Here is a 12822-nt window from a genome sequence, read left to right on the forward strand (position 1 = left end):
CGGCCGGCCCTCAGCGGAAGGTGTTGCACTGGGCCATGTCGCCCGTCCGGTAGCCCTGGTAGAACCACTGTTGGCGCTGCTCGGCCGATCCGTGCGTCCAGGACTCCGGGGTCACCCGGCCCTGGAACTTCTCCTGGATCCGGTCGTCGCCGACCGCCGCCGCCGCGTCCAGCCCGTCCTTGATGTCCTGGTCGGTCAGGCTGGTGATCAGCGGCCGGCCCGTGGACTCGTCCGGGGTCCGCGTCGCGTTGCGCGCCCACACCCCGGCGTAGCAGTCGGCCTGCAGCTCCACCTTGACCGCGTTGCTGTCCGCGCCCTGCCGGCCGTCCTGGGACCGCTGGAGGGTGCCCGTCAGGTTCTGGATGTGGTGCCCGTACTCGTGGGCGACCACGTACGCCTGCGCGAAGGGGCCGCCGGTCGCGCCGAACTTCGTCCGCAGGTCGTCGAAGAAGCCCAGGTCGAGGTAGACCTGCCGGTCGCCGGGGCAGTAGAAGGGGCCGACCGCCGCGGTGGCCGCGCCGCAGGCGGTGCTCACCCGGCCGGTGAAGAAGACCGTGGACGCCGGGGAGTACCGGCCCCCGCGGCGGGTGAGCTCCTGCCTCCAGAAGTCCTGGGTGCTGTTGACCACCGCGACCAGCCGGCAGTCCTCCCGTGCGTTCGCGTCCTGGCCCGTCCGGCAGGCCTGCTGCACCTGGGTCACCGAGGAAGCCGCCGGGTCGGGCTCCTGGTCCCCGGAGGACAGGCCCAGCTGGTCCGGCCCCACACCGAACAGCAGCCCCAGCACCAGCGCGACGAAGCCGATGATCCCGCCGCCGATCGTGGCCCTCCCGCCCGGGACGCGGCTCCCGCGTACGTCCTTGACCTCGGACGTGTCCAGATTGGCGTTGTCGTCGAACTGCATCCCGCACCGCCCTCGCATCCTCGTGGTCCGCCTTGCGGCGAGTATCGACCCATTCATCCCGGCACGCCCCCCGGCCCGCCCGTGGGCCCGCTGGGCCGTACGGGGGACGCGGAGGGTGCGGCCGGGGCCATCGCACGGGTACCCCGCAGCCCGGCAAGTAGTTGCGCAGCCCCGGTAGAATGTCTGTCATGGCAAATCTCCTCGCGGATTAGCGGCGTAGAAGCTTCGCGTCCTGCCCCCCTTCCGCCGTCCCCACCGCCCTGGAGTATTTCCGTGATCACCGCCACCGGCGTCGAGCTGCGCGCCGGCGCCCGCATCCTCATCGAGTCCGCCTCCTTCCGCGTCGCCAAGGGCGACCGCATCGGCCTCGTCGGCCGCAACGGAGCGGGCAAGACCACCCTCACCAAGTGCCTCGCGGGCGAGGGCCAGCCCGCCGCCGGCTCCATCGCCCGCTCCGGCGAGGTCGGCTACCTCCCGCAGGACCCCCGCACCGGGGACCTCGACGTGCTGGCCCGCGACCGGATCCTGTCCGCCCGCGGGCTCGACGTCCTGCTGAAGAAGATGCGGATGAACGAGGAGCGCATCTCCACCGGCTCCGGCGCCACCCGCGAGAAGGCGCTGCGGCAGTACGAGCGCCAGGAGACCGAGTTCCTGACCAAGGGCGGTTACGCCGCCGAGTCCGAGGCCGCGACCATCTCGGCCGCCCTCGGCCTGCCCGACCGGGTGCTCGGCCAGCCGCTGCACACCCTGTCCGGCGGTCAGCGCCGCCGCGTCGAGCTCGCCCGCATCCTCTTCTCGGACGCCGACACCCTGCTCCTCGACGAGCCGACCAACCACCTGGACGCCGACTCCATCGTGTGGCTGCGCGACTACCTGAAGAACTACCGCGGCGGCTTCATCGTGATCTCCCACGACGTCGACCTGGTCGAGACGGTCGTGAACAAGGTCTTCTACCTGGACGCCAACCGCGCCCAGATCGACGTCTACAACATGGGCTGGAAGCTCTACCAGCAGCAGCGCGAGGCCGACGAGAAGCGCCGCAAGCGCGAGCGCCAGAACGCGGAGAAGAAGGCCGCGGCCCTGAACTCGCAGGCCGACAAGATGCGCGCCAAGGCCACCAAGACCGTCGCCGCCCAGAACATGGCCAAGCGCGCCGACCGGCTGCTCGCCGGCCTGGACGCCGTCCGCGTCTCCGACAAGGTCGCCAAGCTCCGCTTCCCGGACCCGGCGCCCTGTGGCAAGACCCCGCTGACCGCCGAGGGCCTGTCGAAGTCGTACGGATCGCTGGAGATCTTCACCGACGTCGACCTGGCCATCGACAAGGGCTCCCGGGTGGTCATCCTCGGCCTCAACGGCGCCGGCAAGACCACGTTGCTGCGCCTGCTCTCGGGCACCGAGAAGCCGGACACCGGCACGGTCGTCCCCGGCCACGGCCTCAAACTCGGCTATTACGCCCAGGAGCACGAGACCCTGGACCCCGAGCGCACGGTCCTGGAGAACATGCGGTCCTCCGCGCCCGACCTGGACCTGGTCGCCGTACGCAAGACCCTCGGCTCCTTCCTGTTCTCCGGGGACGACGTGGACAAGCCCGCCGGGGTGCTCTCCGGCGGGGAGAAGACCCGACTGGCCCTGGCCACGCTGGTGGTCTCCTCCGCGAACGTGCTGCTGCTCGACGAGCCCACGAACAACCTCGACCCGGCCAGCCGCGAGGAGATCCTCGGCGCGCTGCGCACGTACAAGGGCGCCGTCATCCTCGTCACGCACGACGAGGGCGCGGTGGAGGCCCTGGAGCCGGAGCGGATCATCCTGCTGCCGGACGGCGTGGAGGACCTCTGGGGACCGGACTACCGGGACCTCGTCGCCCTCGCCTGACCGGCCCCCGCACGATGATCCAGTTCCTTATGGATCATTCGGCTCAGACGTGATCCATCATCTGAGTGAGACGGTCTCGTACCGTTGCGCGCTCCACCACGGCCCCGGCCGCGCCCGCGAGGGCGTGCGACCGGGGCCGTGGTGCATCCGGCACCCGGCCGCTGACCTGGTGATTCATCGGAGCGGGGGAGGAGTGTGACGGAGGTCATGCAGCGGAAGAGAAGATTCCGTTCTGCTCGGGTGTCCACGGCTTGAGAAATGCGGTTGCACCGACCTTGCTGAATGGGTGGCCAGGAAGCGTGGGAGGGGTGATCATGAGAAGTCCAGAGCGCACTTCCCACGAGGAGGCACGGGTGGCCGAGACTCTGAAGAAGGGCAGCCGGGTAACCGGCGCCGCGCGCGACAAGCTCGCGGCAGACCTGAAGAAGAAGTACGACTCCGGTGCGAGTATCCGGGCGCTGGCCGAAGAGACCGGCCGGTCCTACGGATTCGTCCACCGGATGCTCAGTGAGTCCGGGGTATCGCTGCGCGGCCGCGGTGGCGCGACGCGCGGCAAGAAGGCGGCTACGGCCTGACCCCGGGCCAACCGTCCCAACCGCTCCACCGTCTTCACCTGTCCCAACGGTTCCTTCGGTGCCCCCCGGTCGGCTTCCCGGCCGGCCGGGTGGTTACTGTGCAGTCACTTAGGCCGGTCCGCGGCCGACCGCACAACCGGAGGCATACAGATGGCTCTGCTCGACAAGGACGGCGTACGGCTCACCGTCGACGACTCGGTCGCCACGGTGACACTGACCAATCCGGCCAAGCGAAACGCTCAATCCCCTGCGCTCTGGCGGGCTTTGGCGGAGGCCGGAAGGTTGTTGCCGGGCTCCGTCCGGGTCGTGGTGCTGCGCGGCGAGGGCGCGTCCTTCTCCGCGGGGCTGGACCGCCAGGCCTTCACCCCCGAAGGCTTCGAGGGCGAGCCGTCCTTCCTCGACCTGGCGCGCGGCGGGGACGAGGAGCTCGACTCCACCATCGCCGAGTACCAGGAGGCTTTCACCTGGTGGCGGCGCCATGACCTCATCACCGTCGCCGCCGTGCAGGGGCACGCGATCGGCGCCGGCTTCCAGCTCGCGCTCGCGTGCGACCTGCGCGTGGTGGCGGACGACGTGCAGTTCGCCATGCGCGAGACCAGCCTCGGTCTCGTCCCGGACCTGACCGGCACCCAGCCCCTGACCTCCCTGGTCGGCTACGCCCGCGCGCTGGAGATCTGCGTGACGGGCCGCTTCGTGCACGCCGAGGAGGCCGAGCGGATCGGCCTCGCCAACCTCGTCGTGCCCGCCGCCGAGCTCGACGCGGCCGTCCAGGACCTCGCCGCCGCCCTGCTGGCGCCGCCGCGCGACGCCGTGGTCGAGACCAAGGCGCTGCTGCGCGGCGCCGCCTCCCGGTCGTACGACGAGCAGCGCGCCGCCGAGCGCGCCGCCCAGGCCCGCCGCCTGCGGGACCTGGCAGGCCTCTCCGACTAGGGCGCCTCTGCCGGGCGGGGCGGGCCCCGACACGATCCGCAAGAGACGACCCGGTCGTCGCAGCCACCGCGCCCCGGCACGAGCCGCCGGGCGGCGCGCCTGCGCCCCGTGAGCCCCGTGAGCCCCGTGAGCCCCTTGAGCCCCGCGTCCGCACCGGACGCGGGGCTTCGGCATGACCGGGCCGAACCGGGGCGGGCGCCCGCGGGTCCGGCCGTCCGGCGTAGTCCCCGGGCGAGGGCCGCGCCGTGCGCTTAGTGTGGTCGGGAGTCCGTACGGCGCGGGGTGCGCCTCCCTCGGCGAGGCTCCCGACTCCTCAAGGCGCCTTCCTTCTCTAAAGGACATGCGATGACCGAATCCGCAGCAGGAGGACCCGGGAAGACCCCCGGCGACCGGGGCCGCACGACCATTGCCGACGGGGTGGTCGAGAAGATCGCCGGGCTGGCCGCCCGCGAGGTCGTCGGCGTGCACGCCATGGGCAGCGGAAGCGGCCTCTCCCGCACCTTCGGTGCCGTCCGCGACCGCGTCCCCGGTGCCCAGCGGGCCTCCGTCACCCGTGGGGTCAAGGCCGAGGTCGGCGAGGTCCAGACGGCGCTCGACCTGGAGATCGTCGTCGACTACGGCGTGTCGATCCGGGAGGTGGCCCGGGTGGTCCGGGAAAACGTGGTCTCGGCCGTGGAACGGATGACCGGCCTGGAAGTCGTCGAGGTCAACATCGCGGTCAGCGACGTCAAGCTGCCCGACGAGGAGGACGAAGAGGAGCCGGAGTCACGGCTCCAGTGACCTCCGTGACGCCTCCCACCCTCCGGCGGCCCGGCCGCCACCCGTCCCCGCCCGCCCCGTCCCCGCCCGCCCTGTCCCCGCCCCACTGTGAGGAGCCCGGATGAGCATGTCGGTCGTCGGCCTGGTGGCCGGCATGGCACTGGGATTCGCCGGGTACTTCGGCGGCTTCGGAGCCTTCCTGCTGGTGGCGGCGCTCGGCGCCGTCGGCTTCGTCCTGGGCCGGTTCCTGGACGGGGACCTGGAACCGGGCGTCCTGTTCCGCCCCCGTGACCGGGGAGACCGAGGGGACAGGGGCATCCGTGACGACCGGCGACGGTGAGACCGCGATGACGTCCCCCCGGCCCGTCCCGCCCAAGGTGCCCGCCGCCGAACGGGGTGCCACCCGCATCACCGACCGGGTGGTCGCCAAGATCGCGGCCCAGGCCGCGCGGGAGGTGGCCGGCGCCGGGCCGGGTGGCCCCCCGCACGCCACCGTGACCGTCCACCACGACATCGCGCGGGTCCGGGTGAGCCTGGAACTCGCCTACCCCGGCGACCTCGCCGCCCAGTGCGCCGCCGTACGCCGCCAGGTCGTCCGGCGCATCGAGGAGGGGGCGGGCATGCAGGTGCCCGAGGTGGACATCGACATCGAACACCTGCACCGCTCGCCCGCGCGGCCCGCCGCGGGGCGGGACCGGCGGCTGCGGTGAGCACCCCCGCCCCCACCGCGCCCCCGCCCCCCGGCCCGGACCCCGGCGGCACGCCCCGCCGGGTGCGCCGGATGCGTTCCGCCCGGCGGATCCCGGCCGCCCTCACCGCGCTCCTGGTGCTCGTCGTGGCCGGGCTGTTCCTCTACGACCTGGCCGCCGTGCGCGCCGGACGCCCCGGCATGCGCTGGCGCCGCGAACTGGCCCGGCAGCTCGACGGCCGGACCCCGGCCGACCTCCCGGTGCAGATCGGCGCCGGCCTCCTCGCCGCGGCCGGCCTGCTGCTCCTGCTCCTGGCGCTCACCCCCGGGCTCCGCACCATCCTGCCGATGCGGCCCCCCGCCCCGGACGCCGGCCTCCTGCGGGCCGGGATCAGCCGCAAGGCCGCCGCGCAGGTGCTGCGGGACCGGGCCATGGAGGTGGCGGGGGTGCGCTCGGCGCGGGTGCGGATGAGCCGTTCGCGCGTCGCGGTGCGGGCGGCCTCGCACTTCCGCGAACTGGACGACGTACGGGCCGACCTGGACGAGGTGCTCGCCGTCGGCATCGCGGAACTGGGCCTCGCGCACCCGCCGCGGACCCGCGTACGGGTCACCCGAACCGCCGAGGGGAAGGGATGAGGCGATGACCGGGAAGCTCGGAACGTGGAACCGGGTCCTGCTGGCCCTGACCGGCCTGGTCCTGCTGACCGCCGGGCTCGCGGTCCTCACCGCCCGGTGGCCGCTGGGCGGCCGGCACGAGCCGCTGCTCGCGGCGCAGACCCGGCGCGCCCACTGGCACGCCGAGGGCTGGTGGTGGTGGGCCGTGGCGGCGGGCCTCGGGCTGTGCGTCCTGCTGGCCCTGTGGTGGCTGCTGTCCCAGCTGCGGCGGCCGAGACTGGCCGCGGTGGACGTCGACACCGGCGACGGTGCCTGTGCCGTGCTGCGCGGCCGGGCCCTGGAGGAGGCGGTGGCCGCCGAGGCCGGAGCCCTGGACGGGGTGGCCGGCAGCCGGGCCGTACTGCGCGGCCGGCGCGGGGCCCCCGCGCTGCGGATCGCGCTGGAGCTGGAACCGCACGCCGTGCCGGCCGATGTCCTGGCCGCACTGGCGGGCCCGGTCCTGGAGCACGCCCGCGGTTCCACGGGCCTCCCCGGCCTTGTGGCGGAGGCCCGCCTGCGCGTGGCGTCCCACCGGGCCCGGCGCGTCACCTGAACCCGGCCCGGCGGGAAGCCCGGGCGCCGGGCCGCAGTCCGGTCCTACCGCAGTCCGGTCCTGCCGTCGCGCGGCCGGCCACCGTGTGGGCCGGCCTTGGGTGGGCCGGCCCTGGGTGGGCCGGCCGTCGGGCGGCCGGTCAGAAGCCGTGCCGGTGGCCCCCGTCGACCGGCAGCATCACACCCGTCAGGTACGAGGCCGCGGGCGAGAGCAGGAAGGCCGCCGCCCGGCCGAACTCCTCCGGAGCGCCGTAGCGCCGCAGCGGGATGCGGGACTCGTTGCCGGCGCGGGCGGCGGCCGCGTCCCCCGACAGCGCGTCCAGCTCGCGGACCCGGTCGGTGTCGATGCGGGCCGGCAGCAGGCCCACCACCCGGATACCGCGCGGGCCGAGGTCCACCGACAGGGACTTCGCGAAGCCCGCCAGCCCGGGCCGCAGGCCGTTGGAGACGGTCAGGCCCGGGATCGGCTCGTGCACCGAGCCCGACAGGACGAAGCCGATGACCCCGCCCTCGCCCAGTTCGGCCGCAGCCGCCCGGGCCAGCCGGACCGCGCCCAGGAAGACCGACTCGAAGGCCGCCGTCCACTGCTCGTCGGTATTGTCCGCGGCCAGCCCCGGCGGCGGGCCGCCGACGCTGATGAGGATGCCGTCCAGGCGGCCGAAGCGTTCGCGGGCGGTGGCGACAAGCCGTGCGGCCGCCTCCGGGTCGGCGTTGTCGGCGGCCACGCCGACCGCACCGGCGCCCAGGGAGGCGGCGGCGTCCGCCGCCCGCTTCCCGTCGCGGCCCGTCACCACGACCCGGGCGCCGTCGGAGGTCAGTTCGCGGGCTGCGGCGAAGCCGAGGCCGCGGGTGGCCCCGGTGACGATGTAGACACGGTCCTTCAGTCCAAGATCCATGCCGACACGCTACGCCGCCGTCGCCGGCTCCCGCTCGGCGGATGCGGCCGCCGCCTCCTCGCGTTCGCGCTTCTCCCGCCGCACCAGCACGATCCAGCCCACCGGGACCGCGGCCGTGAACAGCCACCACTGGACGGCGTACGCCATGTGCGGGCCGATCGAGTCGTGGTCGGGCTCGGCGACCGGTTCGGGACTGCCGTCCGGCGGGACGGGGGAGGTGAGTTCCAGGTAGCCGCCGAGGACGGGCCGGCCCGCGAACCGGGCCTGCTGCCCGCTGTTGATCAGCATGACCTGGCGTTCCGGGAGGCCCTTGCGGTCCTTGATGCCGCTGCCGCCGCTGGTCTCGTCGGCCTTCAGCCGGCCGGTGACCGTGACCTCGCCGGTGGGGGCGGGCGGCACCGGCGGGTACGCGCGCGGGTCGTCCCCGCCCGGCACCCAGCCGCGGTTGACGAGGACCGCCCGGCCGTCGGCCAGGACGAGCGGGGTCACCACGTGGAAGCCGACCTTGTCGTCGACCGAGGTCCGCATCCGCACGACCACCTCGTGCGCGGAGTCGTACGTGCCGGTCGCGGTGACGGCGCGCCAGTAGTCGGAGCGCGGGACCACGTGGCCCGGCGAGGTGAGCCCGGCCATGGGGGCGGGCTCGGCCCGCAGGCTGTTCTCGATCAGCTGGTTCTGCGCGACCCGGTGCTCGTGGCGGTGGAACTGCCAGAACCCCAGCTTGATCATCGCGGGGACGATGGCGAGGGCGACGAGGGTGAGGCACACCCACTGCCGGGTCAGCACAAAGCGGTACACGCCCACGACGGTACCCCCCGCCGGGTCGGCCCCGGCGGCCGGGTGGCCGTCCGGGGCCGGTGGACAGGTGATCGGGTACGGGGCTCCGCGCGGCGGGCCGTGCGCGCCGGCGGGCCGGACCGGTCAGGCGTGGTCCTTGATGCCCACCTTCCCCTCCGCCCGGGCGCAGTGCGCCCCGCAGAACCACTGCCCCTCGACCTCGACGCCCTGCCCGATGATCTGGACCCGGCAGTGCTCGCAGATGGGCGCCATGCGGTGGATGGCGCAGGAGAAGCAGTCGAAGACATGCACGGCGCCCTGCGCGTGCACCTCGAAGGACATGCCGTAATCGTTTCCGCAGACCTCGCAACGTGCCATGCGCCGCATGCTGCGCACCCCGGCCGACCGGAACAAGATCCACCGGGGTGAGTCGCCGCGCCTGCACCCGCCCGGCGCAACGCGGCCGCCCCGGGCAGAGCCGACACGATCCGGAAGAGACGACCTGGTGCCGCGCTCCGGTGCACCGCTCCGGTCACGGCACTAGGCGCCCTGCGGTCCGTCCCCGCGGCCGTCGTGCAGTGCGCCGGGCAGCTCCTCGAACAGCTCCTCCTGCCGTCCGTCCCGGAGTCCGCCCCGTGGCTCGCAGGGCGGTCCGTCGGGCAGCTCCGCCTGCCGTCCGTCCCGGAGCCCGCCCTGCTCCTGTGCTCCGTCCGCGGCCCGCTGCCCGGACCGGCTCCCGGTCAGGTCCCCGGCCGGCGCCACGTCCCGCAGCAACTGCGTGAAGGCCGCCTCGTCGACGACGGGCGTACCGAAGGACTTCGCCTTGACCGTCTTGGAGGTCGCCGAGTCGGGGTCGTTCGTCACCAGGAGGCTGGTGAGCCGCGACACGCTCGTCGCGATGTGCAGGCCCGCCTCCACCGCACGGTCCTCCAACAGCTCCCGGTCGACCGAGGTGTCACCGGAGAAGGCGATCCGCATCCCCTGCTTGAGCGGCGTGCCGTCCTCGAAGCGCCCCGGGTTGGGGTGCGGGCAGGGCGGCCGCTTGCGCGAGGGCCGCCAGCCGCCGCCCCGGTACGAGGCCTGCTGGCCGATCCGCGGGGTGACGGGGGAGTCCGACCACTCGGTCAGCGGCCGGCACTCCAGCAGCGGCAGCCGTACGCCGTCCCGCGCGGCGGCGTGCAGCGACGGGCGGAAGGCCTCCGCCAGCACCCGTGCGTCGTCGAGCGCGTGGTGTGCCCGCTGCTGGACCACGCCGAAGTGCGCGGCGAGCGACTCCAGCTTGTGGTTGGGCAGCGGCAGGTCCAGCTCCTTCGACAGGGCGATGGTGCACAGCCGCTGACGGACCGGCGCGGTCTCGGCGGCCCTCGCGTACTCCCGGGCGATCATCTGCCAGTCGAAGATGGCGTTGTGCGCGACCAGCACCCGGTCGGCGAGCCGGCCGGCGAACTCCCCTGCGATGTCCTTGAAGAGCGGCGCATCCTGGAGCACATCGGTCGTCAGGCCGTGGATCCACACCGGCCCCGGGTCCCGCTGCGGGTTGACGAGGGTGTACCAGTGGTCTTCCACGTTGCCCCGGGCGTCGAGCCGGTAGACGGCGGCGGAGATGATCCGGTCGTCGCGAGCGAGCCCGGTGGTCTCCACGTCGACGACCGCGTACCCCTGTGGGTACGCGGCCGGCCACATCGTCTCTGCGGTCGTACGGTCGTCGAGCATGGTCACAGAGGATATCGGCCCCGACCGACAGCCGTGGCCGCGGTGGCTCACCGGGTACGCGCGGCCGTCGCGGCCGGCGCGGCCGGCGGGAGCAGGGAGTGCACGAGGGCCCGGACGGACAGCAGGAAGAGCCGTTCCGGATCGGCCGGGCGGGCCAGGGCGCGGGCCAGGGGCGGGTCGTGGGGGGCCTCGGCCGGATCCCAGAGCTCGCTCTCGGCGGGAGACTGGGCGGGTGAGCGCTCGCGGTTGCGCTCGACCAGCAGGAAGCCGATGACCTGGAACTGGACGGCGCGCACGGCGTCGGCCGCCCGCGCCCCGCGCAGCCCCGCGGCGTGCACCTCGTGGACGAGGGCCTGTTGGGCGGGGAGGAACATCCGCTCGGTGAGCCCGCGTTCGTGGACCATCGCGATCAGGTGCGGGCGGGCGCGCAGCTCGCGGCGCAGCACGCGCGCCACCGACAGGATCCGCTCCGCGGGGGTCCGGCCGGCCGGCCGGATCGCACCCATCTCCTCGACGGTCCGCTCGACCAGGGCGTCCAGCAGCGACTCGCGGTTCCCGACGTGCCAGTAGATGGACGTGACCGCGGTGCCCAGCTCGGCGGCGAGCTTGCGCATCGTGAGGGCGGCCGGTCCGTGCTGTCTGACCAGGGACGCGGCGGCGTCCAGGACCTCCGTGCGGGTCAGCGTGGATCTGGCCATGGCGGACGACCACCCGTCTGTCGATGCGTCAGTTCGGTGCGTGCAAGGGTCTTTACCCTTCATCGACCGCGGTGTAACTGTGTTACAGAACCGACCGAAGGGTGGTGCGATACATGGCACGCGTACGGTACGGAGCGCGCACCGAGGCCGAGATCGCGGCGTCGCGCGAGAAGAGCTCCCGGCTTCCCGACATCTGGTCCACCGGGGTCGTCGCCGTCTGGGAGAGCGACCCCGACGTGGTGGCGGCAGTCCTGCCGCCCCCGCTGAAGCCCGCCGAACGGCCCCTGGTGCGGGCCAACATCAGCCGGGTGGACCTGCCCGGATACCCGCTCGGGGCCGGCTCGGTGGCCGTGGCCGCCCGGCACGGCGAGGTCGAGGGCTGGTACCCGCTGGTCATGCCGATGACCCACGAGCGCGCACTGACCGGCGGCCGCGAGGTCTTCGGCGAGCCCAAGAAACTGGGCGAGGTCACCGTCGAGCGCGAGGGCCTCGTCGTCCGCGCCGCCCTCGCCCGGCACGGCATCGCCTTCGTCGAGGTGCGCGGAGCCGTGGACCGCGCGCTGCCGCTGCCCGAGCCCGTCACGAAGACCGACTTCTACTTCAAGTTCCTTCCCGCCGTGGACGGTTCCGGCTTCGAGGCCGACCCGGTCCTCGTGCACTGCACCCGCAACGAGAAGGTCCGCCGGCTGGAGCACGTCACCGGGGACGTGGTGCTGCGCGAGTCGATGTTCGACCCGGTCGCCGACCTCCCCGTACGCCGGATCGTGGACATCACCATCGGGGAGAAGACCACCGACCAGAAGGGCCGGGCCGTCGAACGGGTCAGTGCCCAGGCCCTGCTCCCCTACATCCACCAGCGGTACGACGACCCGATGCAGATCCTGGACGGGCCGCCCGAGGGGAGCGCCTGAGATGCGGATCGCACCGGGACAGGTCGCCGTCGTCACCGGGGCCGCCGGCGGCATCGGCCTCGCCATGGCCCGCCGTTTCGCCGCCGAGGGGATGCAGGTCGTCCTCGCCGACGTCGAGGAGGGAGCCCTGCACAAGGCCGCGGGAGAACTGGCGGCGGACGGCGCCCGGGTCCTCGCCCGCACCGTCGACGTCAGCGACCGCGACTCGGTCGCCTCCCTCGCCGACGCCGCGTACGAGGCCTTCGGCGCCGTGCACGTGCTCTGCAACAACGCGGGCGTCGGCTCCGGCGCCGAGGGCCGCATGTGGGAGCACGAGCCGAACGACTGGGCATGGGCCTTCTCCGTCAACGTGTGGGGCGTCTTCCACGGGATCCAGGCCTTCGTCCCGCGCATGATCGAGGCAGGCGGCCCGGGCCACGTCGTCAACACCTCCTCCGCAGACGGCGGCATCGCGCCCCTGCCGACCGCCTCCGTGTACGCCGTCACCAAGGCGGCCGTGGTCACCATGACCGAGTCCCTCTACGCCCACCTCAAGGCGGAGGGCGCCCCCGTCGGCGCCTCCGTCCTCTTCCCCGGACCGCACATGCTGCGCACCGGACTGTGGGAGTCGCACCGCAACCGGCCCGAGCGCTACGCGAAGCAGCGGCCGCGCAGGACCCCGTACCGCACCCTCGACCAGTACGAGGCCGCGATGAGGCAGGCCGGCCGCGAGGTGCACTTCACCCCGGTCGAGGAGGTCGCCGAGCACGTGCTCGACGGCATCCGCGCCGACCGCTTCTGGATGCTCCCGGCGAGCGAGCACAGCGACCGCCAGATCCGCGCCCGGTCGCAGTCGATGCTCGACCGGGCCGACCCCGCCTACCTGGAAAGCTTCATCCTCGACTGAGGAGCCACGC

General features: G+C 73.6%; 15 protein-coding genes and 1 pseudogene. 10 read left to right on the plus strand and 6 right to left on the minus strand.

The window, feature by feature from the left end:
- Window positions 1-10: 10 nt before the first annotated feature.
- Window positions 11-901, minus strand: coding sequence for a neutral zinc metallopeptidase (locus ACLJTM_RS26300; protein ID WP_411106188.1), 891 nt, complete (start codon window positions 899-901; stop codon window positions 11-13).
- Between the two features lie 273 nt (window positions 902-1174).
- Here ACLJTM_RS26300 and ACLJTM_RS26305 point away from each other — a divergent pair, with 273 nt between their 5' ends.
- The 8 genes from ACLJTM_RS26305 to amaP all read left to right on the plus strand — a co-directional run bounded on the left by ACLJTM_RS26305 (window position 1175) and on the right by amaP (window position 6932).
- Window positions 1175-2773, plus strand: a complete 1599-nt coding sequence (locus ACLJTM_RS26305; RefSeq protein WP_411106189.1) for an ABC-F family ATP-binding cassette domain-containing protein — start codon at window positions 1175-1177, stop codon at window positions 2771-2773.
- A 353-nt stretch (window positions 2774-3126) separates the two neighbouring features.
- Window positions 3127-3348 carry a helix-turn-helix domain-containing protein gene (locus ACLJTM_RS26310; protein ID WP_030010789.1) on the plus strand — a complete coding sequence of 74 codons (222 nt, stop codon included), beginning with the start codon at window positions 3127-3129 and terminating at the stop codon, window positions 3346-3348.
- Between the two features lie 150 nt (window positions 3349-3498).
- Window positions 3499-4278: an enoyl-CoA hydratase/isomerase family protein gene (locus ACLJTM_RS26315; RefSeq protein ID WP_411106190.1), complete on the plus strand. Its 780-nt coding sequence runs from the start codon at window positions 3499-3501 to the stop codon at window positions 4276-4278.
- Between the two features lie 345 nt (window positions 4279-4623).
- Window positions 4624-5058 carry an Asp23/Gls24 family envelope stress response protein gene (locus ACLJTM_RS26320; protein ID WP_411106191.1) on the plus strand — a complete coding sequence of 145 codons (435 nt, stop codon included), beginning with the start codon at window positions 4624-4626 and terminating at the stop codon, window positions 5056-5058.
- Window positions 5059-5158: 100 nt separating this feature from the next.
- Window positions 5159-5377, plus strand: a complete 219-nt coding sequence (locus tag ACLJTM_RS26325) for a hypothetical protein (RefSeq protein ID WP_411106192.1) — start codon at window positions 5159-5161, stop codon at window positions 5375-5377.
- A gap of 7 nt (window positions 5378-5384) precedes the next feature.
- On the plus strand, window positions 5385-5747 hold the full coding sequence (locus ACLJTM_RS26330) for an Asp23/Gls24 family envelope stress response protein (protein WP_411106269.1): 363 nt from the start codon (window positions 5385-5387) through the stop codon (window positions 5745-5747).
- Entirely contained in the window at window positions 5744-6361 is a 618-nt protein-coding gene (locus ACLJTM_RS26335; protein ID WP_411106193.1) for a DUF6286 domain-containing protein, read from the plus strand. Before ACLJTM_RS26330 ends, ACLJTM_RS26335 begins: the two co-directional genes overlap by 4 nt.
- 4 nt (window positions 6362-6365) lie before the next feature.
- Complete coding sequence (gene amaP / locus ACLJTM_RS26340; RefSeq protein WP_411106194.1) at window positions 6366-6932, plus strand: alkaline shock response membrane anchor protein AmaP; 567 nt, start codon at window positions 6366-6368, stop codon at window positions 6930-6932.
- A 139-nt stretch (window positions 6933-7071) separates the two neighbouring features.
- Here the strand turns inward: amaP and ACLJTM_RS26345 are convergent, their stop codons facing one another.
- The 5 genes and pseudogenes from ACLJTM_RS26345 to ACLJTM_RS26365 all read right to left on the minus strand — a co-directional run bounded on the left by ACLJTM_RS26345 (window position 7072) and on the right by ACLJTM_RS26365 (window position 11015).
- Window positions 7072-7827 (minus strand): SDR family oxidoreductase, encoded by a 756-nt coding sequence (locus ACLJTM_RS26345; RefSeq protein WP_411106195.1) that lies wholly within the window; start codon window positions 7825-7827, stop codon window positions 7072-7074.
- A gap of 9 nt (window positions 7828-7836) precedes the next feature.
- Window positions 7837-8625 carry an SURF1 family protein gene (locus tag ACLJTM_RS26350; protein ID WP_411106196.1) on the minus strand — a complete coding sequence of 263 codons (789 nt, stop codon included), beginning with the start codon at window positions 8623-8625 and terminating at the stop codon, window positions 7837-7839.
- A gap of 123 nt (window positions 8626-8748) precedes the next feature.
- The gene (locus tag ACLJTM_RS26355) at window positions 8749-8982 is read right to left on the minus strand and encodes a hypothetical protein (protein WP_328925016.1); all 234 of its coding nucleotides are present in this window, start codon (window positions 8980-8982) and stop codon (window positions 8749-8751) included.
- A gap of 372 nt (window positions 8983-9354) precedes the next feature.
- Window positions 9355-10323: pseudogene (locus tag ACLJTM_RS26360) on the minus strand (DEDDh family exonuclease); the annotation flags it as partial.
- A gap of 41 nt (window positions 10324-10364) precedes the next feature.
- Window positions 10365-11015 (minus strand): TetR/AcrR family transcriptional regulator, encoded by a 651-nt coding sequence (locus ACLJTM_RS26365; protein WP_411106197.1) that lies wholly within the window; start codon window positions 11013-11015, stop codon window positions 10365-10367.
- A gap of 113 nt (window positions 11016-11128) precedes the next feature.
- Between ACLJTM_RS26365 and ACLJTM_RS26370 the strand changes: the two genes are divergently transcribed.
- Both ACLJTM_RS26370 and ACLJTM_RS26375 read left to right on the plus strand, forming a co-directional pair.
- Entirely contained in the window at window positions 11129-11926 is a 798-nt protein-coding gene (locus tag ACLJTM_RS26370) for an acetoacetate decarboxylase family protein (RefSeq protein ID WP_411106198.1), read from the plus strand.
- A gap of 1 nt (window position 11927) precedes the next feature.
- A complete protein-coding gene (locus tag ACLJTM_RS26375; protein ID WP_411106199.1) occupies window positions 11928-12812 on the plus strand; it encodes an SDR family NAD(P)-dependent oxidoreductase in 885 nt (294 codons plus the stop codon).
- The last annotated feature ends 10 nt before the right edge of the window (window positions 12813-12822 follow it).

The sequence above is a fragment of the Streptomyces sp. cmx-4-9 genome, assembly GCF_046548835.1.
GTDB lineage: Bacteria > Actinomycetota > Actinomycetes > Streptomycetales > Streptomycetaceae > Streptomyces.